The organism is Leucobacter sp. NPDC077196 (genome assembly GCF_040687075.1).
Taxonomy (GTDB): domain Bacteria; phylum Actinomycetota; class Actinomycetes; order Actinomycetales; family Microbacteriaceae; genus Leucobacter.
In genome coordinates this window covers 588935-611704 of record NZ_JBFBML010000001.1, presented here as the reverse complement: position 1 = coordinate 611704, position 22770 = coordinate 588935, and the positions used below count along the sequence as shown (strand labels likewise).

At 68.0% G+C, this 22770-nt stretch carries 24 protein-coding genes; 5 read left to right on the top strand and 19 right to left on the bottom strand.

The genetic code is table 11. The annotated features are described in order from the left end of the window. Position 1: 1 nt before the first annotated feature. Together argJ and argC are read right to left on the bottom strand one after the other, a co-directional pair. On the bottom strand, positions 2 to 1159 hold the full coding sequence (argJ, locus tag AB0O71_RS02950) for a bifunctional glutamate N-acetyltransferase/amino-acid acetyltransferase ArgJ (protein ID WP_363741734.1): 1158 nt from the start codon (positions 1157 to 1159) through the stop codon (positions 2 to 4). After that, on the bottom strand, positions 1156 to 2217 hold the full coding sequence (gene argC / locus AB0O71_RS02945; RefSeq protein ID WP_363741732.1) for an N-acetyl-gamma-glutamyl-phosphate reductase: 1062 nt from the start codon (positions 2215 to 2217) through the stop codon (positions 1156 to 1158). The genes argJ and argC overlap by 4 nt, the downstream gene beginning before the upstream one ends. A gap of 148 nt (positions 2218 to 2365) precedes the next feature. Here argC and AB0O71_RS02940 point away from each other — a divergent pair, with 148 nt between their 5' ends. Further along, entirely contained in the window at positions 2366 to 2686 is a 321-nt protein-coding gene (locus tag AB0O71_RS02940) for a putative quinol monooxygenase (RefSeq protein WP_363741730.1), read from the top strand. A 28-nt stretch (positions 2687 to 2714) separates the two neighbouring features. On the opposite strand, the gene AB0O71_RS02935 is transcribed toward AB0O71_RS02940, so the two are convergent. The 8 genes from AB0O71_RS02935 to AB0O71_RS02900 form a co-directional block, all read right to left on the bottom strand. Continuing rightward, positions 2715 to 3491 carry an enoyl-CoA hydratase gene (locus tag AB0O71_RS02935; RefSeq protein ID WP_363741728.1) on the bottom strand — a complete coding sequence of 259 codons (777 nt, stop codon included), beginning with the start codon at positions 3489 to 3491 and terminating at the stop codon, positions 2715 to 2717. After that, positions 3488 to 4627, bottom strand: coding sequence for a bifunctional 2-methylcitrate synthase/citrate synthase (locus AB0O71_RS02930; protein ID WP_363741726.1), 1140 nt, complete (start codon positions 4625 to 4627; stop codon positions 3488 to 3490). Before AB0O71_RS02930 ends, AB0O71_RS02935 begins: the two co-directional genes overlap by 4 nt. An 87-nt stretch (positions 4628 to 4714) precedes the next feature. Then, entirely contained in the window at positions 4715 to 5614 is a 900-nt protein-coding gene (gene prpB / locus AB0O71_RS02925) for a methylisocitrate lyase (RefSeq protein WP_363741724.1), read from the bottom strand. Then, positions 5614 to 7152, bottom strand: a complete 1539-nt coding sequence (locus AB0O71_RS02920; protein WP_363741722.1) for an MmgE/PrpD family protein — start codon at positions 7150 to 7152, stop codon at positions 5614 to 5616. The genes prpB and AB0O71_RS02920 overlap by 1 nt, the downstream gene beginning before the upstream one ends. Beyond that, positions 7149 to 7823: a GntR family transcriptional regulator gene (locus AB0O71_RS02915; protein ID WP_363741719.1), complete on the bottom strand. Its 675-nt coding sequence runs from the start codon at positions 7821 to 7823 to the stop codon at positions 7149 to 7151. The genes AB0O71_RS02920 and AB0O71_RS02915 overlap by 4 nt, the downstream gene beginning before the upstream one ends. Before the next feature lie 75 nt (positions 7824 to 7898). After that, positions 7899 to 9794, bottom strand: a complete 1896-nt coding sequence (locus AB0O71_RS02910) for a YhgE/Pip domain-containing protein (protein ID WP_363741716.1) — start codon at positions 9792 to 9794, stop codon at positions 7899 to 7901. Next, positions 9791 to 10414, bottom strand: coding sequence for a hypothetical protein (locus AB0O71_RS02905; RefSeq protein WP_363741713.1), 624 nt, complete (start codon positions 10412 to 10414; stop codon positions 9791 to 9793). The genes AB0O71_RS02910 and AB0O71_RS02905 overlap by 4 nt, the downstream gene beginning before the upstream one ends. Before the next feature lie 158 nt (positions 10415 to 10572). Beyond that, positions 10573 to 11475 (bottom strand): VOC family protein, encoded by a 903-nt coding sequence (locus tag AB0O71_RS02900; protein WP_363741711.1) that lies wholly within the window; start codon positions 11473 to 11475, stop codon positions 10573 to 10575. Between the two features lie 194 nt (positions 11476 to 11669). Here AB0O71_RS02900 and AB0O71_RS02895 point away from each other — a divergent pair, with 194 nt between their 5' ends. Next, the gene (locus AB0O71_RS02895) at positions 11670 to 11999 is read left to right on the top strand and encodes a hypothetical protein (protein ID WP_363741709.1); all 330 of its coding nucleotides are present in this window, start codon (positions 11670 to 11672) and stop codon (positions 11997 to 11999) included. Here the strand turns inward: AB0O71_RS02895 and AB0O71_RS02890 are convergent. From AB0O71_RS02890 to infC, 9 genes are all read right to left on the bottom strand, one after another. Further along, the gene (locus tag AB0O71_RS02890) at positions 11984 to 12382 is read right to left on the bottom strand and encodes a VOC family protein (RefSeq protein ID WP_363741707.1); all 399 of its coding nucleotides are present in this window, start codon (positions 12380 to 12382) and stop codon (positions 11984 to 11986) included. The two genes, AB0O71_RS02895 and AB0O71_RS02890, sit on opposite strands and share 16 nt — an antisense overlap. Positions 12383 to 12407: 25 nt before the next feature. Beyond that, a complete protein-coding gene (pheT, locus tag AB0O71_RS02885; RefSeq protein ID WP_363741705.1) occupies positions 12408 to 15032 on the bottom strand; it encodes a phenylalanine--tRNA ligase subunit beta in 2625 nt (874 codons plus the stop codon). Continuing rightward, positions 15032 to 16084, bottom strand: coding sequence for a phenylalanine--tRNA ligase subunit alpha (gene pheS / locus AB0O71_RS02880; protein WP_363741703.1), 1053 nt, complete (start codon positions 16082 to 16084; stop codon positions 15032 to 15034). The genes pheT and pheS overlap by 1 nt, the downstream gene beginning before the upstream one ends. After that, positions 16044 to 17936 (bottom strand): 5-oxoprolinase/urea amidolyase family protein, encoded by a 1893-nt coding sequence (locus AB0O71_RS02875; protein WP_363741701.1) that lies wholly within the window; start codon positions 17934 to 17936, stop codon positions 16044 to 16046. Before AB0O71_RS02875 ends, pheS begins: the two co-directional genes overlap by 41 nt. A 30-nt stretch (positions 17937 to 17966) precedes the next feature. Next, positions 17967 to 18722 (bottom strand): 5-oxoprolinase subunit PxpA, encoded by a 756-nt coding sequence (locus tag AB0O71_RS02870; protein WP_363741698.1) that lies wholly within the window; start codon positions 18720 to 18722, stop codon positions 17967 to 17969. 56 nt (positions 18723 to 18778) lie between these two features. Further along, positions 18779 to 19591 (bottom strand): RNA methyltransferase, encoded by an 813-nt coding sequence (locus AB0O71_RS02865; protein WP_363741694.1) that lies wholly within the window; start codon positions 19589 to 19591, stop codon positions 18779 to 18781. Positions 19592 to 19689: 98 nt separating this feature from the next. Beyond that, entirely contained in the window at positions 19690 to 20073 is a 384-nt protein-coding gene (gene rplT / locus AB0O71_RS02860; protein ID WP_010156663.1) for a 50S ribosomal protein L20, read from the bottom strand. 51 nt (positions 20074 to 20124) lie between these two features. Then, positions 20125 to 20319: a 50S ribosomal protein L35 gene (gene rpmI / locus AB0O71_RS02855; protein WP_010156662.1), complete on the bottom strand. Its 195-nt coding sequence runs from the start codon at positions 20317 to 20319 to the stop codon at positions 20125 to 20127. A 76-nt stretch (positions 20320 to 20395) separates the two neighbouring features. Continuing rightward, positions 20396 to 21022 (bottom strand): translation initiation factor IF-3, encoded by a 627-nt coding sequence (gene infC / locus AB0O71_RS02850; RefSeq protein ID WP_363741688.1) that lies wholly within the window; start codon positions 21020 to 21022, stop codon positions 20396 to 20398. A 219-nt stretch (positions 21023 to 21241) separates the two neighbouring features. Between infC and AB0O71_RS02845 the strand changes: the two genes are divergently transcribed. The 3 genes from AB0O71_RS02845 to AB0O71_RS02835 are packed head-to-tail and all read left to right on the top strand — an operon-like array spanning position 21242 to position 22764. After that, the gene (locus tag AB0O71_RS02845; RefSeq protein WP_363741685.1) at positions 21242 to 21631 is read left to right on the top strand and encodes a DUF1844 domain-containing protein; all 390 of its coding nucleotides are present in this window, start codon (positions 21242 to 21244) and stop codon (positions 21629 to 21631) included. A gap of 10 nt (positions 21632 to 21641) precedes the next feature. Further along, positions 21642 to 22445 (top strand): AzlC family ABC transporter permease, encoded by an 804-nt coding sequence (locus AB0O71_RS02840; RefSeq protein WP_363741682.1) that lies wholly within the window; start codon positions 21642 to 21644, stop codon positions 22443 to 22445. Continuing rightward, positions 22438 to 22764, top strand: coding sequence for an AzlD domain-containing protein (locus tag AB0O71_RS02835; protein ID WP_363741679.1), 327 nt, complete (start codon positions 22438 to 22440; stop codon positions 22762 to 22764). The genes AB0O71_RS02840 and AB0O71_RS02835 overlap by 8 nt, the downstream gene beginning before the upstream one ends. The last annotated feature ends 6 nt before the right edge of the window (positions 22765 to 22770 follow it).

The window sequence follows — 22770 nt, the reverse complement described above, 5'->3', positions numbered from 1 at the left end:
CCTAGCTCGAGTACGCGCTGTTCTCGTGCACGTACTCGTGCGTGAGGTCGTTGGTGCGGATGGTTGCGGTGTGCTCCCCCGAGAACAGGTCGATCTCGACGTGGGTGCGGCGAGGTGTGAGATCGCACTCCTCGACGGGGCGGTCTGGGGCGCCCGCGTGGCACAGACGCACTCCGTTGAAGGCGACGTCGACCGCGTAGGGGTCGAATTCCGCTTCGGTGGTGCCGATGGCTGCCAGCACACGGCCCCAGTTGGGATCGTTGCCGAAGATGGCTGCCTTGAACAGGTTGTTGCGGGCGACGGACCGTCCCACCTCGACGGCGTCGGCGACTGAGGCCGCACCGCGCACCTCGATGTCGATGTCGTGGCTCGATCCCTCGGCGTCGGCCTGCAACTGTGCGGCGAGGCTGTCGCACACGCTCGCGAGGGCTATCGCGAACTCCGCCTCGTCGGGCGAGACGCCGGAAGCACCGCTCGCAAGCAGCGTGACCTGATCGTTCGTCGACATGCAGCCGTCGGAGTCGAGGCGATCGAAGCTCGCGGCCGTCGCTCTGCGCAACGCGCGGTCGAGCACGTCGTCATCGAGACGCGCGTCGGTCGTGATCACGACGAGCATGGTGGCGAGGCCGGGTGCCAGCATGCCGGCTCCCTTCGCGATTGCACCGATCGTCCACCCCTCGCCGCGATGCACCACGGTCTTCTCGACCGAATCGGTGGTGAGGATCGCGGCGGCCGCCGTGGTGTCGTCGGCGGCGAGCGCGTCAGCGAGCGCGTCCACGTTGCCGACGATCTTGTCGCGGAAGGCCTGGTCGCCCGTGCCGATCAGCCCGGTCGAGCAGACGAGAATCCGTTCGGCCTCGTCTGCACCGATCGCTCGTGCGACGGCCTCAGCGGTCATCCGTGTGGTTTCGTACCCGAAATCGCCCGTGAAGCAGTTGGCTCCCCCGGAGTTCAGCACGATGGCACGCGCTGTTCCGCCCGCGATCGAGGCGCGACTCCAGATGATCGGGTTCGCCTGCGCCCGGTTGGACGTGAACACGGCGGCGCTCGCGCGCTCCGGCCCGTCGTTCACGATCAGGGCGAGGTCTGGTTTTCTCGTGCTCTTGAGCCCGACGGCGATGCCGGCGGAGCGAAACCCCAGTGGTGCGGTGACGGTCACGGTGCGACTCCATTCAGGGAAAGGCCGGTGTGCTCGGGCAGGCCGAGAGCGATATTCGCCGATTGGATCGCGGCGCCGGCAGTGCCCTTGGCGAGGTTGTCGAGCGCGGCGACGATGACGACGCGACCGGCGGCCTCGTCGACCACCACGCTCATGAGGCAGGTGTTCGCGCCGAGCGTGTCGGCAGTGCGCGGCAGCGTGCCCTCGGGCAGCATCTGCACGAACGTCTCGTCGGCGTAGGCCCGCTCCCATGCTGTGCGCACGTCAGCGACGGAAACTCCGGGAGTGATGCGGGCGGTCGTCGTGGCGAGTATGCCGCGGCTCATCGGCACGAGCACCGGAGTGAAACTGATCGTCGGTTCATGGTGCGCTCCGGCGCCGCGCAGCGCTTGCTGGATCTCGGGAATGTGTCGGTGCGAACCACCGACCGCATACGGATTCGCCGTGCCCATGAGCTCCGCCCCGAGCAGGTGCGTCTTCGCGGCCTTGCCAGCGCCAGAGGGACCGACTGCAAGTACCGAGACGATATCCCTCGCATCGATGACTCCGGCTGCGACGCCCGGAGCGAGCGACAGCGCAACGGTGGAGGCGTTGCATCCGGGAGCCGCGATCCTCGTCGCCCCGACCAGCGCCTCGCGCTGGCGGCCGCTCGCACCGCTCTCGTCGGCCACGATGAGCTCGGGAACGCCGTAGACCCATGCCTCATGGTGTTCGCCGCCGTAGAACTTCGCCCAGTCGCTCGCGCTCGTGAGACGGTGGTCGGCGCCGCAGTCGATCGCCAGTCGCACATCGGTGAGCTGCTCCGTGAGCGCGCCCGAAGCGCCGTGCGGCAGCGCGAAGAAGACGATGTCGTGACCGTCGAGCACCTCGGGAGTCGTCGGTTGCAGCGTCAGGTGCGCGAGCGAACGCAGGTGCGGTTGCGACTGGACGAGCGGCTGGCCCGCGGTCGAGTGCCCGGTGACGGTGCGGATCTCGAACCCGGGGTGCCCGCTGAGTAGACGGAGCAGCTCGCCCCCCGCGTACCCGCTGGCTCCCGCAACAGCGACGCTGAATGTCATCGTCTCCCTCTCCCGCGGGCGTTCCGCACGCGTCCTCCTATTCAACCACTCGGCGAGGGCGCGTGTTCGCCAGGTCAGCACACACGGCGGCAAGCTGTGGAGATGGGTGAGCTCAGCTCATATGTGAGCGAGCGTTAGGCTCGAACGCATGTACTTCATCGTCGTCAAGTTTTCCGTCAAGCCCGAGAGCATCGATCAGTGGCCCGAGATCGTGCGCGCATTCACCGAGGCGACCCGTGCCGAAGCCGGCAACCTCTGGTTCGAGTGGTCGCGCAGTCTCGAGGATCCCAATGAGTTCGTGCTCATTGAGGCGTTCACCGACGACGGCGCAGGCCCGCATGTCTCGTCAGCGCACTTCGCCGCGGGCATCGAGTCGATGAGGCCGCACCTCGTAGCCACCCCGCAGATCATCTCGCGTCAGGTCGAGGGCGACGGCTGGGACGCGATGGGCGAGCTTCAGATTCCCTGAGCCCCTATACCCGCCCCACCCGCCGAACCTACCGGTGACGAAATTCGGGGGCGCGCTTCTCGGCGAACGCGCGCATTCCCTCTTTCTGGTCTTCGGTCGCGAACGCCGCGGCAAACGCCTGGCGCTCGAACCGCAGCCCTTCGGCGAGCGACATCTCCTGAGCCGCCTGCAGCGCGTCCTTCGCGGCGTAGACGGCCGGCAGCGACTTCGAAGCGATCGCCTCTGCGACCTTCGCGGCTTCAGCGAGCAGTTCGTCCGCCGGCACGACGCGCGAGACGAGGCCAGAGCGCTCCGCTTCGTCGGCGTCCATCATGCGCCCGGTGAGCACGAGATCCGCTGCTTTGGCTTTCCCGATCGCCCGCGGTAAACGCTGCGACCCTCCGAAGCCGGGCAGGATCCCGAGCGTGATCTCGGGCTGACCGAATTTCGCGGTATCGGCGGCCAGGATGATGTCGCACATCATCGCGAGCTCGCATCCCCCGCCGAGGGCAAAGCCGCCGACCGCGGCGATCAGCGGCGTGCGCGTGCGCTCGAAGCCACCCCAGCCCGGAAACGGACTGTCGAGATACATGTCGGCGTAGCCGAGCTCGGCCATCTCCTTGATATCTGCCCCGGCCGCGAACGCTTTGGCCGAGCCAGTGAGCACGATGGCCCCGATCCCCGGGTCATCGTCGAACCTCTGCACGGCCTCGATCAGCTCGCTCACCAGGGTGCCGTTCAGTGCATTGAGCGCCTGGGGCCGGTTGAGGGTGATGGTCGCGACGCGTCCCTGCGTCTCCGTGATGATCGTCGTGTAGTCGCTCATGCGGTCAAGTCTGCCACGTGACGCTCATCGGGGCCGTCGTACGCCGACAGGGGTCGAATCAAGGCGTTCGCAGCGGCCTGCTCCATGACGTGCGCGGTCCATCCCGTCGCCCGGGACGCGATGAAGAGCGGCGTGAACATCGGGGTGTCGAAGCCGATGAGGTGATAGGCCGGGCCCGACGGGTAGTCGAGGTTGGGATGGATCCCCTTGCGCTCCATGAACTCTCGCTCGAGGGCGTCGGAGAGCTCGGCGAGATCGGGTCGGTCGTAGTGATCCACGAGCGCGTCGAGCGCGGCGCGCATCGTGGGCACTCGGGAGTCGCCGTTCTTGTAGACGCGGTGCCCAAACCCCATGATCTTGCGCTTCTCGGCGAGCGCCTCGTCGAGCCACGGCGCCACGCGCTCGGCCGACCCGATCTCATCGAAGACGTGCATCACCGCCTCGTTGGCCCCGCCGTGCAGCGGACCCTTGAGCGCTCCAATGGCGCCGACGACCGCCGAGTACAGGTCGGAGAGCGTCGAAGTGATCACACGCGCGGTGAACGTCGAGGCGTTGAACGAGTGCTCGGCATAGAGGATCATCGATTGGTTGAACGCGTCGATGACAATCTCGTCGGGATCCTCGCCGAACGTCATCCAGAGGAAATTCGCCGCGTAATCGAGATCATCGCGCGGCTCCACGAGCTCTTCGCCGCGTCGACGCCGTTGCCCGTAGGCGACGATCGCGGGGAGCGCCGCGAACAGGCGCACGGATCGCGCCAGATTCTCCTCGGCGCTGCCCGTCGCGTCGAGCACCGATCCCGACCCCGCGAGGTCGATCGCACCGATCGCGCTCACCGCGGTGCGCACCTCGTCCATCGGATGCACATCGAGCGGCAGGAGATCGATCGCGGCACGCACGGGCTCGGCGAGCGCTCGGTGCTCGCGCTCGGTGCGTCGCAGGTGCTCCAGATCGTCGGAGGTGGGCAGTTCTCCGTGCCAGAGCAGGTATGCGACGGCCTCGAAGGGCTGCGTCTCGGCGAGCTCCTGCACGGGGTACCCCCGATAGAGCAGGCTGTTCGTCTCGGGATTGACCTTCGAGATCGCCGTCGTGTCGACGACGACTCCTGCGAGGCCCTTCTTGATCTCCTGCTCCATGTGCTGCGCTCCTTTGCGATGAACTGCGGTGGTGTACTGGCTGCGGTGACGATGTGCTGCTTGCTCTGGTGGTGGGCTCCGGCCGCGTTACCGCTCGACCGAGAAGTTGAACACGCTCGTGTCGAAGCGGTTGTAGTCCTCGTAGTCGACGAGCTCGTAGAGGTCGGCACGGTGCTGCATCTCGTCGAGCTTGCCGGTGAGGTGCCCGACGTCGTTCAGCTCATCGAGCGCTCGCTCGGTCGCACCCATCGCGATCCTCAGCATCGACACCGGCCAGATCACGATGTTCACCCCGACATCGACGAGCTGCTGCGAGGAGAAGAGGTCGCTCTTGCCGAACTCGGTCATGTTCGCGAGAATCGGCACGTCGAGGGCCGCGCGCATGGCGGCGAACTCCTCGAGCGTGCGCATCGCCTCGGGGAAGATCGCGTCGGCCCCCGCATCGACGAGCGCTTTCGCACGATCGATCGCCGATTCGAGGCCATCGACCGCTCGGATGTCGGTACGCGCCATGATGAGGAAGTTCGGATCGCGCCGTGCATCGGCCGCCGCCCTGATGCGCTTGACCGCCGTTCCCTCATCGACCACGGCTTTGCCATCGAGGTGCCCGCAGCGCTTCGGGTTGATCTGATCCTCGATGTGCGCGCCCGCGAGGCCCGCATCTTCGAGCGTCTGGATCGTGCGCGCGACGTTCATCGGCTCGCCGAATCCCGTGTCCGCGTCGACGATCGCCGGGAGTTCGGTCATGCGCGCGATCTGCTGCGCGCGCCCCGCCACCTCCGTGAGCGTGGTGAGCCCGATGTCGGGCAGGCCGAGGTCGGCCGAGAGCACCGCGCCCGAGATGTACACACCGTCGAAGCCCTTGCGTTCGATGAGGCGGGCCGAGAGGGGGTTGAACGCCCCGGGAAAGCGCAGCAGTTCGCCGCTGGCGAGGCGCTCGCGAAAGAGGCGCCGCTTCTCGTGGGCCGGGGTCTGGGCGTAGAGCATCAGAAGAGTCCCTTCGGTGCGGCGTCGAGTTCGAAGAGGCCGGGTCGCGCCGTGATGTTGATCTCGCGCACCTCGTCGGCCGTGAGCTCGGGGAGCCGCTGCACGAGCTCGAGGAAGCGCTCGATCTCGGCCGGCTCCAGCGCCGGCGCCGCGAGCAGCCGGAATTTCGCGATGTAGTGCTCGCGAGCGAACGGGCGCGCACCGAGCGGATGCGCGTCGGCGACGGCGATCTCGTCGACGATCCTGCGTCCGTCGACGAGTTCGATCTCAACGCGGCCGCCGAAGGCCTTCTCATCGGGATCCTCGGAGTGGTAGCGGCGCGTCCACTCCGGGTCCTCGGCCGTGGTGACCTTCTGCCACAGCGCGACCGTGTCGGCGCGGCCCGCGCGCTCGGGGGTGTACGAGTCGACGTGGTGCCAGCCGCCGTCTTGCAGCGCGACCGCGAAGATGTACGGGATCGAATGGTCGAGCGTTTCGCGCGAAGCGGTCGGATCGTACTTCTGCGGATCGTTCGCGCCCGAGCCGATCACGTTGTGAGTGTGGTGACTGGAGTGGAGCACGATTCGCGCGACATTCTCGGGATCGGCCAGCTCGGGGTGCGCGCTGTGGAGGCGTCGCGCGAGATCGATCCACGCCTGCGCCTGGTACTCGGCCGAGTGCTCCTTCGTGTAACTGTCGAGGATCGCACGCTTCGCTTCTCCGGCGGCGGGCAGCGGCACCTCGTACGCCGCCGATTTCCCGTCGAGCATCCAGGCGATCACCCCGTCCTCACCCTCGTAGATCGGCGCTGGAGAGGTCTGGCCCCGCATCGCACGGTCGACGGCCTCGACGGCCATCTTGCCGGCGAACGCCGGTGCGTGGGCCTTCCAGGTCGAGATCTCGCCCTTCCGGCTCTGACGCGTAGCGGTCGTGGTGTGCAGGGCCTGCGCCACGGCCTGCGAGATCGTGGCGACGTCGAGCCCGAGCAGCGTACCGATGCCCGCTGCGGCCGAGGGGCCGAGGTGCGCGACGTGGTCGATCTTGTGCCGGTGGAGGCAGATCGCGCGAACGAGATCCATCTGGATCTCGTACCCCGTCGCGATACCGCGCACGAGCGCCCGCCCGTCGGCACGCACGTGCTGCGCGACCGCGAGGATCGGCGGAATGTTGTCTCCCGGGTGCGAGTACTCTGCCGCAAGGAACGTGTCGTGGTAATCGAGCTCGCGCACGGCGACGCCGTTCGCCCAGGCGGCCCACTCGGGGCTCGACATGATGTCGAACGGCGATCTTGACGGCAGCCCGAAGATCGTGCTGCCCGCACCGCCGTGCGAGACCGGGTGCGCGAGCGCCTGGGCCCGTGCCGCGACGATCGGCGCGCGCGTGAGCGACGCCGCGGCCACTGACGCGTTGTCGATGATGCGGTTGATGATCATGTCGACCACGTCGGCTTCGACCTCGACCGCGTCTGCAGCGACTTCGGCGATCTTCCAGGCGAGCTGCTGCTCGCGGGGCAGCGATTCTTCGCTGCGGTGCACACGGACGTGGTGGGTGACGGTCATGCTGTGGCTCTCTCTTCTGAGTCTGCGATGGAGGTCAGGATCGACGCGAGCGCGCGATGCAGGTGGACGTGCGTGGCGTGCGCTGCGAGTTCCGGGTCGCCATCCGCGATCGCACGAGCGATGAGGGCGTGCTCGGCGACCGATGCGCGGAGGCGATCGTGGTGGTCTCGTGCCAGCCCGCGGGCGCGAGCGAGGTGGGTGCGCACGGGCCGGAGCGCCTGGACCAGATAGGCATTCGCCACCGCAGCATCGATGGCCGCGTCGAATCGGGCGATGAGGGCGTAGTAGTCGTCGGCGCTCGCGGTGCCCGCGTCCGGGTGCGCGGCCTCGAACGCGTCCGCGATCCCCGCGAACACGATGCGGTCGCCGCGGACGGCCGCGAGGCGGGCTGCTGTCTCTTCGAGCGCGCGGCGCGTCTCGAACAGGGCACGAACATCGGCGCTGTCGAAGCCCGACACGACCAGCACGCGCGCTGACTGCTGCGTGATGAGCCCCTCGGCCATGAGGCGACTGATGGCCTCTCGCATCGGGGTCCGGCTGACCCCCCAGCGCTGCGACTGCTCGACCTCGCCGATCACGGTGCCCGGCTGCAACGCGCCGGACTGGATCTGCTCGAGCAGCGCGCGGTAGACGCGATCGCTCGTGCGCTCGCCGCTCGTTCCCGTCACCATACCGCCCAACGTATACACCCGTGGCTGTTCTCGCAAGCTTTCACCCGCAATCTCGGCCAGTGTGTATACGCTGGCCTATCCGATCAAGCTCGGCTGCAGATCCTTCACCGTGCGCGACCGCATCGTTTTCGCCACGCCCAGCGCAGCAATCAGCACCGCGATGACGAGCACGAGCGCGAGCTTGAGCGCTTCGCTCGCAGCGTCGGCGAGATCGCCCCCGTACATCAGCTGCCGGAGCCCGTCGACCGCGAAAGACATCGGCAGAAAATGATGCAGGGTCGCAAGCGACGGCGGAAGCGTTTGCCACGGGAACGTGCCGCCCGCGGTGACCAGCTGCACCACCATCAGCACGAGGCCCAAGAACTGCCCGACGCTGCCCAACCAGACGTTCAGCGCGAGGATGATCGCAGCGAACGTCGCCGATGCGAGCGCGATGGTGCCATAGGCGGCCACGGGATGCGAGAAGTCGAATCGGAGCGCGAAGGCCACGATGGCGAAGAGCGCGAGCATCTGCGTGGCTCCCAGCAGCGCCGGCGTCGCCCACCCCGCCAGAGTGACCCGCAACGGCGTGTGCAGTGCGGTCACTGCGCGTCGCGATACCGGCTTCAAGATGAGGAACAGGGCGTAGATGCCGATCCACGCCGCCAGGCTCATGAAGAACGGCGCGAGGCCCGCTCCGTAGCTGCCCGCCGAGGTGACCCGGCTCGTCTGCACATCGACCGGGCTCGAGATGTTCGTCGCCTGGTCGGCTCTGAGTGCATCAGAGCTGTCGGGCAATTGGTCGACGCCCGCGGCGAGCGCGTCGTGCAGTTGCCCCGCCCCGTCGGTGAGGTCCCCGAGCCCGCCCTCCAGTTCTCCCGATCCGTCGACGAGCTGGCCGAGCCCGTCATCGAGCGCGACCGATCCGTCTGCCGCGGTCGCAATACCGTTCGCCAGCTGCGGCGTCGCGTCGGCCAGCTGTCGTGATCCGTCGGCCACCTGCTGAGCGCCGCCCGCGAGCGTGTCGAGTTGCGTGCTGGCTCCCTGCACCTGCGCGTTGACGCTGGCGAGGTCACCGCCCACGCGATCCATCGCGCCGCTCACCCGGTCGATCACAGCCTGATCGACGTTCGCGTTCACCAGATCCTGCAGGATCGCGGCGCGATCTGCGGCGAGCGCGTCGAGCGCTCCCTGGCTGGCGTCCGCCGCTTCCCTGCCGTACTGCGCGACTGTCGCGTTCCCCGCAGCGACCTGGGCGGCTCCGCTCGCGAGGGTTTCCGTACTCTGCGGCAGCGATGCCGTCGCGTCCCGCAGCTGGCCGAGACCTGCCGCCAGCTGATGCGATCCCTCTGCCGCCTGCTCGGCACCCACGTGCAGTTGCCCGGCCCCGTCGCGCGCCGTCGCCGCTCCGTCGGTCACTGAGCCCGCGCCGTCGCTTGCTTCGACCAGCGATTCACGCACCTGAGCGATGCCATCGAGCAGCGACTTCGCAGCTTCCCGATTGACCGACTGCACGATCTGCTTCTGAATGCGCTGCACCGCCTGCTCGCCGATGGTCGTCGCCAGGTAACTGTTCGCGTCGTTCGTCGTCAGCACCACGTCAGCTCGGTGCGGGTCGTCGGTCTGCGACGACTGCAGCGCATCGGAGAAGTCGCGCGGCAGTGTCACGGTGAAGTCGTACACGCCGTTCTTGACACCGCGCTCGGCGTCTTTCGCGCTGACTCGATGCCAGTCGAAACTTCCGTCGTCGATGAGGTTCTGTGCGACCTCGTCTCCGATCACCCGCACAGAGTCCCCCTGCTCGACACCGGCGTCGGCGACCACAAGCGCTACGGGAACCTGATCGAGCCGGGCATAGGGATCCTGATTCGCCCAGAGGTACAGACCTCCGTAGAGCAGGGGCACGCACATCAGGGCGGCGAACGCGAGGCGCGCCATCTTGGTCGCCCAGAGGCGCGCGAACTCGGCCCGGATCATCTGTGGAATCTTCATGCCTCGCCTCCTGCTCCGCCATACGCTCCGCGCGCTGCACCATTCGGAGCCGCGACGTCGCCGCGCAGCGGCATGACCTCTCCGGTGCCCCACCCGTCGGGGTGCGCGGCGATCGCCGCTCGCGCCGCACGACCGGCGATCACGAGCACGGCCGCGCCGTCATCAGCGAGTTCGCACGCGATCCGCCACCACTCCTCCGGGGCTCCGCCGTGACGATCGGGCGAGACGAGCACGAGACCCTCGACACCGGGCCGCTGCAGTGCCAGCTCGCAGAGGGCGCGCACCCGCGCAGCCGGTTCCAGGTTCGCGATCGGCAAGCGCGAGTGTTCGCGAATACCCAAGCGCTCCAATTCGTGTCGCACTGCGACGGGTCCTCCGAACCTGCCCGCGAACATGAGTTCCTCCGCAACGACGTCTGCAACCAGCACGTCGCCGTGCGGCTCGCTCACGTCGGGTGCATCGATCAGTGCGACTCTGCGCCGCAGCGCCTTCGCATCACGGGCATCGTCGATCGCCACCTCTCCGGAATCCGGCTTCATGCGCCCCGAAACGATGAGGCCGAGCACGGTCGGCCGTTGCGCGGTCTCGGCCTCGACGAACACCGCGGTGCCCGAACTCATAGAGACGTCGATCGGCGGGAGCGCCCGCCCGCCCGGTCCTTTGCTGACTCCTGTCGCCCGCACTCGCATGAGTTCGTCCCCGCCCTACTCGATCTCCAACCCTGCGAGTGTAGTCCTCGGTTTCCTGAGCGCGCGGGCGACTGAACGGGCGTTCGAAGTTACAGCTCGTCGATGACGATTTTGTGCATGCCGAGCATGTGCTCGAAGGCGTTCGGCCGCTCCATGAGTTCACCCATGTTGGCGGGAACGATCTGCCAGCTCACGCCGAACTCGTCGGCCAGCCAGCCGCACTGCTCGGCCTCTGGCACCGCGGACAGGGCGTTCCACAGGCGGTCGATCTCCGCCTGGTCGGCGCAGTGCACCTCGAGCGACACTCCGCAGGTGAACGAGAAGTCTTGCTCGACACCCGAGTCCATCACGGCGAACAACTGGTCGCGAATGCGGAAGTCGCTGTACATCAGCGCCTCCGCAGTCGCCGGGCCGGTCTGCTCGCCGTAGGGGAATGACCCGACGAGCTCAGCATCGTCGAACACCTCGATGTACCGGTCGCGAGCTTGGGCGGCGCGATTCTGCGCCGCTCCCCCGAACATGAGCGATGGCATGACGAACGCCACGTCTGCCTCGTCTTCGTTCAGGCTGAGCTGCCAGGTCATGCCGAAGCGATCCTGCACCCACCCGTAGTAGGGGCTGAAGGGGTACTCCTCGAGCGGCATCAGCACGGTTCCGCCTTCCTGCAGCCGTTCCCACACCCGTTCGAGCTCGGCGCGCGCCGACTCTCGCCCGCCGAACTTCGCATCGCTGAACATGATGAACATCGAGATCGACGGGTTGGGAGCGAACTCCTCACCGGCGTTGATCAGGGTGAGCCGATAGCCCGCGAGATGCACGGCGACGGTGAGCGGCTCTCCGGCGAACGGCTGCTGGAAGTCGAGCAGTCCCGTCTGCGGGTAGCGCGATTCCACCTCGGTGGTCGAATCAGGGAAGATACTCGCGTAGAATCGACCGACCTCCTCAGCATTCCGCTGGCACCAGATGTTGGGCACGATGTACTGATCGGTCATGGCCGTTCCTTTCGCGGGTGAACGTGGCAACGCTGCCTCGATCGGTGGTCGCTGGGGCAGGGACAAGTGCCGCCCGCTCTCAGTATCCGCCGCGCTCACCCCGCCGACAAGTGTCGAATCGATGACTTCTCGCGCACCTCGGTGCACAATGTGTCCAGGGGGCCGGCCGCAGCCCCGAGCTTCGAGGAGTCCTCATGTCGATCAGCCTGAATCCCTACCTCAACTTCCACGGAACGGCGCGCGAGGCGCTCGAGTTCTACCACTCGGTGCTCGGCGGCGAGATTCGACTCATGCAGTACGACTCGGTTCCCGGCGTCATGGGCGATTCGACTGAATCAGACAAGATCATGCACGGCCAGATCGGCCCAGATCCGCGAGCCGTTCGAGACCGCGCCCTGGGGCGACACGTTCGGCATGCTGGCCGACCGCTTCGGTGTGCCCTGGATGTTCAGCGTCGCGCCGCAGCCCGAGGCGTAGCCGCGCTGGATCCGCTGCATGACGCAGCGGCTCACCCGCTTTCGTAGCCGATCAACCACCGCACGCCGTAGCGGTCGATGAGTTGCCCATCACTCGCTCCCCAGGCGCGGGCTTCAAGCGGCAGGATCACGCGACCTTCGGCCGCGAGCGCGGCGAACCACTGATGCAAGACCGGAGGGGCCGCAGCCCCGAGCAGCGAGAGGTACATGCCGCCCACGTGCACCGCGTCCTCGTCGGAGCCAGCATCCGCGCCGAACAGTGGCACGGGCCCGACGAGTGCACCGTGCGCGATGGCGTCAGCCGGACCATCTGAACGCCCGAACTGCGCATACGTCTGCAGCTGGAGCGCACCACCGAAGACCGAGCGGTAGAACTCGAGCGCCTCATCCGCGTTTCCGGGAAACAGGAGGTACGGCGTGATCCCGGTCATGAGACCCTCCTGTCTCCCGCCGCGCTCAGTCGCGAAGTTTCGCGTCGAACGCGAGGCCGGCCGCCGAAACGCCCGCAAGCTTGGCCGCACTGGCTTCTTCAGCGGTCAGCGTGCGATCGTCGGCCCGGAAGCGCAGCGCGAAAGTGAGCGCCTTGGTTCCCGCGTCGATGCCGGTTCCGCGATAGTCGTCGACGATGCGCGCCCCTTCGAGCAGTTCTCCCGCTCCGGCGACGACCACGGCGAGCAGGTCGCCTGCCGGCACGTCGTCGGCGACCACGAGAGTCAGGTCTTGCGTCGCCGCGGGGTACGTGGAAAGCTGCGCCGTCTCCGGCTGACGTGGCGCGAGCTCGATCAATCGGTCGAGATCGAGCTCGAACGCCGCCGCACGGCCGGGGAGATGGTGCTCTGCGACGAGTTCGGGAAGCAGTTCTCCCGCGACACCGATCACGACGAGGCCGCCCTCGTCACCGTCGGCGTCCGAGCCATCACCGGAGACGCGAATCGCGAGTTCCGCTGTGCGCCCCGGGTGGAACGCGCGGTGCGTCCCCTGCGAGACCACGAGCTCCGCCGAGACGGCGCCCGCAACCGTGCGCGCTGCGTCGAGCGCGTCGGCCCAATCAACCGCGCGCGCCGATTCGCCCGGCTGCTTCGGCACGACGTCGCCGAGCATCAGGCCGGCAATGCGACGCGGTTGCGCGGGAATCGACGCGTTGAGTTCGGCGAGCACGGCATCCGAGGGCCGTTCGGCGAGCGGCGGCACCGTATCGGTGCCGAGCGGTGCCCCGTCTGCGCGGGGTTCGAAGACGAGGCCCAGCTCGACGAGTGCGAGGTCGGTGAGCCCGCGCGAGGTGTTGCGCTGGGCCGCGACGACGAGCCCGGGCAGCAGAGACCGGCGCAAGTACGGCGACTGGGCGTCGAGCGCGTTTGCAAGGGCGATCGCCGCAACGGGAGCGCCGCGGTCGGCCTCGGCCGCCGGGGCGGCATCGACCGCGGAGCCCGGCGCGGGAACCTCGGCGCCCGCGCCGAAGGCCTGGAGCTGCGGTCGCGACACGAAGGGGTAGCTCTGCACCTCATCGAGGCCGGCCGCCGTGATGACGTCTGCGACGCGGCGGCGCAGACGCTGGCTGCGAGTGAGCCCCCGACCGGCCGGGGCGACGGGAAGCACCGATGGGATGCGGTCGTACCCGACGATGCGAGCAACCTCTTCGATCAGGTCCGCTGCGCGGGTGAGGTCGGAGCGCCAGCTCGGTGCGGTCACCACGAGGGCGCCATCGGCATCGGAGACGATGGTGCACCCGATGGTCTCGATAGCGCCTCGGATCTCGGAGTCGGTGTAGTCGGTTCCGAGCAGACCGTTGACGCGGGCCATCTCCAGTCGAACCTCGGTGGGCCGCCAGGGCGCGACCAGGTCTGACCCGAGCTCGTCGGCCGTGCCGCCGGCGAGCTCGACGAGCAGGTCGACCATGCGCTGCGCAGCGGCGCGCGACACCAGCGGATCGACGCCGCGCTCGAAGCGCTTGGAGGCCTCGCTCGGCAGCTTGTGCCGACGCGCGGTGCGCGCGATCGATACCGGATCGAAGGTGGCTGCCTCGATCAGCACGTCGATGGTCGACTCGTCCGCTTTGGTCGAGGCGCCGCCCATGACGCCCGCGAGACCGATGGCTCCCGACTCGTCGGCGATCACGAGATCCTCAGCGTGGAGTGAACGCTGCTGCCCGTCGAGCGTGACCAGGGTCTCCCCCGGCGCGGCGCGTCGCACCGTGATGCCGCCGGTGAGTTTGCGCAGATCGTAGGCGTGCAGCGGCTGGCCGAGCTCGAGCATCACGTAGTTCGAGATGTCGACCTCGAGCGAGAGCGAACGAATGCCGGCGAGCTGCAGCCGGGCGACCATCCAGGCGGGTGTCGGGCGCGACGGATCGATTCCCCGTACCACCCGAGTCACGAATCCGGTGGCGCCGACGCGTCCGCGAATCGGAGCCTGATCATCGATCGCGACTGAGAACCCGTCGGCCGCCGCGGGTAACATCGCAAGCGCGGGATCGCTGAAACCGACGCCGGTGGAGTGAGCATACTCCCGGCCGACGCCGCGGATCGAGAACGCGTAGCCGCGATCCGGCGTCACATTGATCTCGACCGCCGTGTCGGCGAGCCCGAGGAGCGCTTTGGCATCCGCGCCCACGGCAGGATCGAGGCCCAGACGGGAGAGCACGATGATGCCCTCGTGATCCTCACCGAGCGAGAGTTCCCGCGCCGAGGCGATCATGCCGTCGGAGACGTGCCCGTAGGTCTTGCGCGCGGAGATCGCGAACCCGCCGGGCAGCACCGCTCCCGGCAGTGACACGACGACCTTGTCACCCGCGTCGAAATTGTGCGCACCGCACACGATGCCGCGCACATCGGCGCCGCCGTCCGCGGCCTGCTGCCCCTCGGGAGCGACGCGCACCTGGCACCAGTTCACCGTCTTGCCGTTCGAGTGCTCCTCGGGTTCGCGCGAGAGCACCTCACCGACGACCACGGGGCCGGTCACGTCGAATCTGCGGATCGACTCCTCTTCGAAGCCCACGCGCACGAGGTCGGCGTGCACCGCTTCGGGGGTAGCACCTTCGGGCAGCGAGACGACCTCGCCGAGCCAGCTGAGCGGAACGCGCATTAGACCAGTCCTCCGAACTGACGATTGAAACGGACATCGCCTTCGACCATGTCGCGCATGTCGTTGATGTCGTGGCGGAACTGCAGTGTGCGCTCGATGCCCATGCCGAAGGCGAAGCCCTGGTACTCATCGGGATCGATCCCGGCTGCTGCGAGCAGATTCGGATCGACCATGCCGCACCCGCCCCACTCGACCCAGCGCGCACCGCCCTTGGCGTGCGGCTGCCAGACATCCATCTCGGCCGACGGCTCGGTGAAGGGGAAGAAGTTGGGGCGCAGGCGGATCTCGGCCTCCGCGCCGAACATCTGCCGCGCGAAGTGCTCGAGGGTGCCGCGCAGGTGCGCCATGGTCAGACCACGATCGATCGCGATGCCCTCGATCTGACTGAACACCGGGGTGTGCGTCGCGTCGAGCTCATCGGTGCGGTAGGTGCGCCCGGGCGCGACCACGTAGACAGGAAGCTCGCGGTCGAGCAGCGAACGGATCTGCACGGGCGAGGTGTGCGTGCGGAGCACGAGGTGACGGTCGGCGGGTTCGATGAAGAACGTATCCTGCATCGCGCGCGCGGGGTGATCGGGGTCGAAGCCGAGCGCGTCGAAGTTGAACCACTCGTGCTCGACCTCGGGGCCCTCTGCGATCTCCCAGCCCATGCCGATGAAGACATCCGAGACCTCGTCCTGCAACTGCGCGAGCGGGTGACGGCTGCCCGCGGTGCGGCGCACCGGAGCGGCGGTCACGTCGACCGTCTCGGCGACGAGGCGAGCTGCGGCCTCCTGCGCAGCGAGCTCGGACTCGCGACCCTTGTAGGCGCCCTCGATGCGCCCGCGTGCCTGGCCCATGAGCTTGCCGGTCGCGGCCTTCTCGTCCTTGGGCACCGCCCGCATCTGCGCGTTGAGCTGAGCAATGGCGGAGCCGTCACCCGCGTGCGCGGTGCGAGCGGCCTTCAGGTCGGCGACGGACTCTGCCGCTGCGAATGCGGCGAGCGCTGCGGCGACCGCTGCTTCTGCCGCTTCAGCGGTGATCGGATTCGAATTCGGGGCGCTGTCTGACACGAGTCCCTATCTTACCGGGAGCGGCGGCGGGCGCGGCCGACAGGATGTCGCGCAGCAGAGCCGCAACCGTTTTGTCGGAGCGGTGCTGCCCGTCGTCTTCGCGCTCCGTCGCCGAAAGCCGGTCGAGCGCGGCGGCGAGCGCACCGGGAAGCGTGACGGCGACCCGCTTCCCATCGACTTCGACCGAGAGCCGCACGGTATCGGGAACCTCCGGGAGCTCAACCGCTGCACGCTCCAGGTGCGCCGCATCCGGGTTCACCGGCACGAAGCGCACCTTCGATCCCGGTCGCAATTGCGCCGCGAGGTCGGTATCGGCGTCGATCACCGTGCCGATGACCGGATAGCCGCCGGTGACCGGGTGATCGGCGAGGAGGAGCACGGGGAGCCCGTTCGGGGGCACCTGGATCGATCCCCGCACCGTGCCCTCGCTCGGCAATTCGCCGTGACGCGCCCGCTTGAGCGGCGCTCCGTCGAATCGCAGCCCGACCCGATTGGAATTCGGCGATACGCGCCACGGCTGGGAGACCATCGAGTCGACGGCCTCCAGTGAGAACCAGTCGCCTCGCGGGCCGGTGACAAAACGGAGGAGCGTTTCTTCGCCGGGGAATCGAGGTCTGGATACCGGCCGACGTGCGTCGCGCGACGCCTGCGTGGCATCGCCGATCGCGAGTGCGACGCCCGCCACGAGCGGTGCCGAGCCGACACCGGACAGACTGTCATGGCTGGCACTTCCGAGCACCCTCGTTGCGACGAGGCCGCCCCGCACCGCGAGGATGCCGCGCATTCCCCGTGTGGCGGGTGCGACGCGCAGCGTCTCTCCGCGGCGCACGGAGAATGCGTGCTCACCAGCGGGCGGCGTCCGCTGCGCGCCGCCCGGGTCGCGGATCTCGGCCGCGGCATCCGTGCCCGCCAGTGACACCGTGAGGTCTTGCTCGGCACGCACGACGAGCGCGGCATTCACCGTTTCAAACGCGGCGGCTCCGTCGTCGTTGCCCACCGCCCGATTCGCGCGTCTCAAGGCCGTGCGATCGGCGGCGCCAGACGGGCTCACGCCGATCGCGGCGTTCCCCGGCCGTCCGGCATCCTGCACCAGGGTGAGCAGCCCCGGGTCGAGCACGGTGATCGCAGCCGTGCAGGTGCGCGACTCGGGCGCCGAGGGCGACGACGAAGACGACGGCTCCCCCGCGTTCGTCACCTCGATATGCTCGCGCACCGCGCGGAACGTCACTGTATCCCCCGGCGCGATCAGCGATGCTCGTTCTCGCCCAGCGTCCCAGAGCCGCGCCGCCGTGCGCCCGATGAGCCGCCACCCACCAGGAGAGGCACCGGGATAGACGGCGGAGAATGGGCCGGCGAGCGCCACGGCACCGCCGGGAACGCGTTCACGAGGCGAAGCGAGACGCGGCACCTCGAGCGCGGCGTCTCCCCCGGTCAGATACATGAACCCTGGAGCGAAACCTCCGAACGCCGCCGTCCAACGGGCCGACGTGTGCGCAGCGATCACGCCGTCCGCGCCGAGGCCGGTGAGTTCACCGACGTCGGCGAGATCCGCACCGTCGTAGACGACATCGATGATCGCCACCCGCGCGGACTCACCGAGCATCGTTCCGGCGAATCCGGCGATCCCAGCTGGCAGCTTCGCAATCTCATCGGCGACGCGCCGTGCGCTGGCCCGATCCACGCAGGCGACGAGCACGGTGCGCGCCGCCGGCACGATGTCGATCACTCCGGCAAAGCGTCGTTCGCGCAGGATCGCCGCGACTCCGAGCACCGCATCGAGATCGGGCAGGTCGACGATGCACGCGCGGTCGCCGACGGCCCTGACGTCGAACGCCCCACGCCCGGTCTGCATCGAGGGCCGAGTCTGTCTCGCGTCGCTCACCTAGACGAAGCTCCCGATCTCGACTTCGCGATGCTCGAGTGCGGAGCGTATGTCACGCGCCAGACGCACCGCGGCCGGCTGATCCCCGTGCAGGCATATGCTGTCGGCTCGCACGGCGATCTCGGTGCCGTCGACGGCGACGACCCGCCCCGTCGTCGCGATCCTCACCGCCTGCGCGATCGCGGCCTCTGGCGCGAGCATGGCGCCCGGAGCGCTCCGCTGCACGAGCGAGCCATCGGGGGCGTACCCGCGATCGGCGAAGGCCTCGGCGAACGTGGGCACGCCAGCCTCGCGCGCGACTCGCTCGACCACGGAACCGGGCTGCACGAGCAGTGGCACGCCAGCATCGAGGTCGCGGAGCGCCCTGACGACCGCCTCCGCCTGCCCCATATGGTGTGCGATGGCGTGGTAGAGCCCCCCGTGCGGCTTCACGTAGCGAACGGCGGTGCCGACGCTGCGCGCGAGCGCCTGCAGGGCGCCCACCTGGTAGATGACCTCATCGGTCAGCTCGCCCGCGTCGTAATCGATGAAGCGGCGCCCGAAGCCCGCGAGATCGCGGTACCCCGGATGCGCGCCGATCGTTACCCCGGCCGCCGCCGCTGCTCGACACGTCTCGCGAATACCTCGCGGGTCGCCCGCGTGGAATCCGCACGCCACATTGGCGCTCGAGACCGATGAGAGCACCGCGGCGTCGTCACCGAAGGTGTAATTGCCGAACGACTCGCCGAGGTCGCTGTTGAGGTCGATGCGCAGCATCCGACCATTCTCGCAGGACGACGGGCCGTTCATGCCGCGGTGCGGAAGGTCGGGGGTCAGCGGCTGCGCTGCGCGAACGCCGTCTCGTACAGCAGCACGCTCGCGGCCGTCGCGAGATTCAACGATTCCGCCGCACCGTAGATGGGCAGACGCACCGAGCGGTCGGCGAGTGCCCGGTCGGCTTCACTCAACCCGCGCGCCTCATTGCCGAAGACCCAGGCAACCGGGCCGTCGAGCGCACCTTCAGCACGCGCTTCGAGCACGTCCGAGCCGCGCACGTCAGCTGCGAATGCCGAGAGGCCGGCCGCCCGCACCGCCTGCACCGCGTCGTCGAGCGTGGCCAGTACCAGGACCGGGATGTGGAAGAGGGACCCCGTCGTCGAGCGCACGACCTTCGGATGGAACGGATCGATGCTCTCGCCCGCGAAGATCACGGCATCGGCACCGGCAGCGTCTGCCGCGCGCAGCACGGTGCCCGCGTTTCCCGGGTCCCGGATCTCATGCAGGATCGCCACGAGCCGGGCGCCGGCGAGCGCCTCGGACGCGCTCCCGTCCCAGCTGCGCGCAACCGCGACCACGCCCTGCGGGTTGACGGTCTCCGACATCGCCGAGATCACCTCGGGCGTGGCGCGCTCGAGGCGCACCCCCGCGTCCGAGGCGAGACGATCGATCTCGATCTGCCAGGTCTCCGTGCCGAGCGTCGTGTAGACGGTCTCCGTCACATCGGGACGATGCACGAGCAGTTCACGCACCGCCTGCGGCCCCTCGACGAGAAACCGTCCGTGCGATTGCCGTTCTTTCTTTCGCGCCAGCGATGAGATCCGTCGCACGCGCTCGGACTTGGGATTGCTCAGGATCTCTTCGGTCATGCGTTCAGCCTAACGGCGCGCACGCACGTGCACTCGTGCCCGCATACGCGAAGACCCCCGTTCCCAGAGGAACGAGGGTCTTCAGCGGGAAGAACTGCTTACGCGGCCTTCGGAGCCGAGGTGTCCTCGGGCAGAGCCGACTTCGCGACCTCGACGAGCGCGGCGAATGCTGCGGGCTCGTTCGTGGCCAGCTCGGAGAGCATGCGACGGTCGACCTCGACACCCGCGAGGCCGAGGCCCTGGATGAAGCGGTTGTAGGTCAGGCCATTGGCGCGTGCGCCCGCGTTGATGCGCTGGATCCAGAGACGACGGAAGTCGCCCTTCTTCTTGCGACGGTCGTTGTACGAGTAGACCAGCGAGTGGATGACCTGCTCTTTGGCCTTGCGGTACAGGCGCGAACGCTGCCCACGGTATCCCTCGGCACGCTCGAGGATGACGCGACGCTTCTTGTGGGCGTTGACGGCCCTTTTAACTCTTGCCATTTCAGTTCTTCCTTAGAAAATTCTCAGATGAAAGCTATGCGCTCGCGCCGGTCAGTGACCGAGGAGCTTCATGGCCTGCTTGGCGTCGCCCTTGGCGAGCACCTGCTCGGCGTTCAGACGGCGCTTGCGCTTCGAGGCCTTCACCTCGAGGTTGTGGCGCATGCCGGCCTGCTGCTTCATCAGCTTGCCGGAACCGGTGAGCTTGAAGCGCTTCTTGGCCCCCGAGTGGGTCTTCTGCTTGGGCATCGATTTCTCCTTGTTGTGTGCGAGCCTCACGGCCGCGGATTGCGGGGTGGCGCTGCGCTCGGCAGCGCACCGCAGTTCATTCGTCGTCCGTGTCCGTACCTGTGGACTTGTCGGCCCGACGAGTGGCCTTCTCCTCAGCACGACGAGCGTTGAGCTCTGCCTTCGCCTCGGACTTGTTCTTGAGGGGGGCGACGACCATCACCATGTTGCGGCCGTCGATGCGCGGGTTCGACTCGACGACGCCGTATTCCGCGATGTCCTCCGAGAACTGCTGCAGCAGGCGCACGCCCATCTCGGGACGCGACTGCTCACGACCGCGGAACAGGATCATGGCCTTGACCTTGTCTCCCTGCGAGAGGAAGCCAACTGCTCGCTTGGTCTTGGTCTCGTAGTCGTGCGTGTCGATCTTCAGGCGGAAGCGCACCTCTTTGAGCACGGTGTTCGCCTGGTTGCGGCGTGCTTCCTTCTGCTTCTGAGCTGCCTCGTACTTGTACTTCCCGAAGTCCATGATCTTGGCGACGGGAGGCTTCGAGTTCGGGGCAACCTCGACGAGATCGAGATCGGCGTCCACAGCCATGCGGAGCGCAGTCTCGATCGGCACGACACCGACCTGCTCGCCACTGGGTCCTACCAGTCGCACCTCGGGGACGCGGATTCTGTCATTCGTACGGGGATCGCTGATCGCCGGCTCCTCTGATCTCATGGGTGGGCACTCCTGAACGGAGCCACGGAGCATCGAGACCAGGACAGCGCACGCGCAATCCCACACCCTTGTGCAGCTGCCGAGTGATCGGCGGGGTGTCAACTACCCGGTAACCTTGAAACGGTGCCGGGTGGGAGAATCTCCACTTCCGTGATCTCGGCAGAACACCGAGAACCGGATCAATCATAGCACACCGAACGCAGGAGCAGACAGGACCTCATGAGCGAGCACACGGCAGATCAGCCCAGCGCCCCCACGACCGCAGCGGGATCCGACGAGGCCGAGATTTCGCAGGCGACGCGAGACATCGCCGACGTCGCCGCTGTCGAGGTCATCACCACGGCCGCAGTGCACCTCTTGAGCGCGGCCGCCGTCAAGGTCGGCCTCGCAGACGATCCGGAGGCGCAGATCGATCTCGATGAGGCGCGCAAGCTCATCAATGCGCTCGCCGGCCTCATCACCGCAGCGGCGCCCGAGGTGAGCGATATGCACGCGCGCAGTCTGCGAGACGGGCTGCGCTCGGTGCAGCTGGCGTTCCGCGAAGCGTCGGTGATTCCGGATCCCATCGGTCAGGGACCCGGCGAGAAGTACACGGGTCCCGTCAACTAGGCACCCCGCCGTGTCCCGCCAGCCGCCCGATGCCGCACAGCCAATGCCTCCGCGCTCATCACGGCGATCGAGCATCGTGGCCGGCCTCGGCGACTCGCTGGGCGTGGGCATCGGGATTCTGCCGCTCGGAATCGCCCTCGGCGTGCTCGTGGTGCAGGCGGGGCTGCCGTGGTGGCTCGCGCCTGCGCTGTCGATCGGCATCTTCGCGGGTTCCGTGGAGTTGCTGCTCGTCAGCATGCTCGCGGCGGCAACTCCGCTCGTCACCATCGCCATCACCGTCTTCGCGGTGAACTTTCGTCACGTGTTCTACGCATTCTCATTCCCGGCGCAGCGGGTGCGAAGCGGGATGCCTCGCGCATACTCGATCTACGCGATGATCGACGAGGCCTACGCTACGTATGTGCTCATGGATCCGGATCGACTGTCTTCCGCTCGGATGGTCGCCGGGCAGCTCGCGATGCAGGCCTATTGGGTCGCAGGCGGCCTCATCGGCGTCGCCCTCGCGACGGCACTGCCCGAGCCGATCGAGGGGTTCGAGTTCGCCCTGGTCGCGCTCTTCGTCGTGATGACGCTCGACGCGGTGCGCAGCCGTCGCGAGATTCCCTCGACGCTGCTCGCTGCGGTCGCGGCCGCGATCGCGCTCATCGCCGCCCCCGACAACGCGCTCCTCGTCGCACTCCTCGTGTTCACCGCGTTGCTCGCCGGCCGCTACGCCGCCTCCCGTTCGCGAACGAGAGCCGAGAGAGACCCGGGCGCCGACAGTGGTCGCGGCGTAGCCGACGACTCATCCGGAGAGGCGGCCGACCGTGCCTGACCTCGGGTATCTGGTCGCGGCGGTCGCGATCGGCGCGACCATCACCATTGCGCTGCGCGCCCTGCCATTCGCGATCCTGAAGCCGTTGCGCCGCTCGAAGTTCGTCATGACGCTCGGCCGCTGGATGCCCGCTGGCATCCTCTGCATCCTCGCAGTCGTCATCTTGCGCGACGAACTGGTCGCGCGCTCCGAGCACTGGTGGGCCGTGCTCGTGGCCACGGCGGTGACGGTCGTGGTGCATCTCGTCGGGCGCCGACGCGCCATACTCAGCGTGGCGGCCGGCACCGCCTGCTACATCGTGCTGCTGAACCTCGTCTAGCGCGTC

What these genes read in the sequence shown, in the direction of transcription:
- infC (WP_363741688.1), bottom strand. Translation starts at nt 21,022, where the DNA reads ATGAGATCAGAGGAGCCGGCGATCAGCGATCCCCGTACGAATGACAGA.
- AB0O71_RS02930 (WP_363741726.1), bottom strand. Translation starts at nt 4,627, where the DNA reads ATGGAGCAGGAGATCAAGAAGGGCCTCGCAGGAGTCGTCGTCGACACG.
- AB0O71_RS02935 (WP_363741728.1), bottom strand. Translation starts at nt 3,491, where the DNA reads ATGAGCGACTACACGACGATCATCACGGAGACGCAGGGACGCGTCGCG.
- AB0O71_RS02875 (WP_363741701.1), bottom strand. Translation starts at nt 17,936, where the DNA reads ATGCAGACCGGGCGTGGGGCGTTCGACGTCAGGGCCGTCGGCGACCGC.
- AB0O71_RS02915 (WP_363741719.1), bottom strand. Translation starts at nt 7,823, where the DNA reads ATGGTGACGGGAACGAGCGGCGAGCGCACGAGCGATCGCGTCTACCGC.
- rplT (WP_010156663.1), bottom strand. Translation starts at nt 20,073, where the DNA reads ATGGCAAGAGTTAAAAGGGCCGTCAACGCCCACAAGAAGCGTCGCGTC.
- AB0O71_RS02845 (WP_363741685.1), top strand. Translation starts at nt 21,242, where the DNA reads ATGAGCGAGCACACGGCAGATCAGCCCAGCGCCCCCACGACCGCAGCG.
- AB0O71_RS02905 (WP_363741713.1), bottom strand. Translation starts at nt 10,414, where the DNA reads ATGAGTTCGGGCACCGCGGTGTTCGTCGAGGCCGAGACCGCGCAACGG.
- AB0O71_RS02870 (WP_363741698.1), bottom strand. Translation starts at nt 18,722, where the DNA reads ATGCTGCGCATCGACCTCAACAGCGACCTCGGCGAGTCGTTCGGCAAT.
- AB0O71_RS02910 (WP_363741716.1), bottom strand. Translation starts at nt 9,794, where the DNA reads ATGAAGATTCCACAGATGATCCGGGCCGAGTTCGCGCGCCTCTGGGCG.
- AB0O71_RS02940 (WP_363741730.1), top strand. Translation starts at nt 2,366, where the DNA reads ATGTACTTCATCGTCGTCAAGTTTTCCGTCAAGCCCGAGAGCATCGAT.
- AB0O71_RS02900 (WP_363741711.1), bottom strand. Translation starts at nt 11,475, where the DNA reads ATGACCGATCAGTACATCGTGCCCAACATCTGGTGCCAGCGGAATGCT.
- prpB (WP_363741724.1), bottom strand. Translation starts at nt 5,614, where the DNA reads ATGCTCTACGCCCAGACCCCGGCCCACGAGAAGCGGCGCCTCTTTCGC.
- argC (WP_363741732.1), bottom strand. Translation starts at nt 2,217, where the DNA reads ATGACATTCAGCGTCGCTGTTGCGGGAGCCAGCGGGTACGCGGGGGGC.
- pheT (WP_363741705.1), bottom strand. Translation starts at nt 15,032, where the DNA reads ATGCGCGTTCCGCTCAGCTGGCTCGGCGAGGTCGTCTCGCTGCCCGAA.
- AB0O71_RS02895 (WP_363741709.1), top strand. Translation starts at nt 11,670, where the DNA reads ATGTCGATCAGCCTGAATCCCTACCTCAACTTCCACGGAACGGCGCGC.
- rpmI (WP_010156662.1), bottom strand. Translation starts at nt 20,319, where the DNA reads ATGCCCAAGCAGAAGACCCACTCGGGGGCCAAGAAGCGCTTCAAGCTC.
- AB0O71_RS02865 (WP_363741694.1), bottom strand. Translation starts at nt 19,591, where the DNA reads ATGACCGAAGAGATCCTGAGCAATCCCAAGTCCGAGCGCGTGCGACGG.
- AB0O71_RS02920 (WP_363741722.1), bottom strand. Translation starts at nt 7,152, where the DNA reads ATGACCGTCACCCACCACGTCCGTGTGCACCGCAGCGAAGAATCGCTG.
- AB0O71_RS02890 (WP_363741707.1), bottom strand. Translation starts at nt 12,382, where the DNA reads ATGACCGGGATCACGCCGTACCTCCTGTTTCCCGGAAACGCGGATGAG.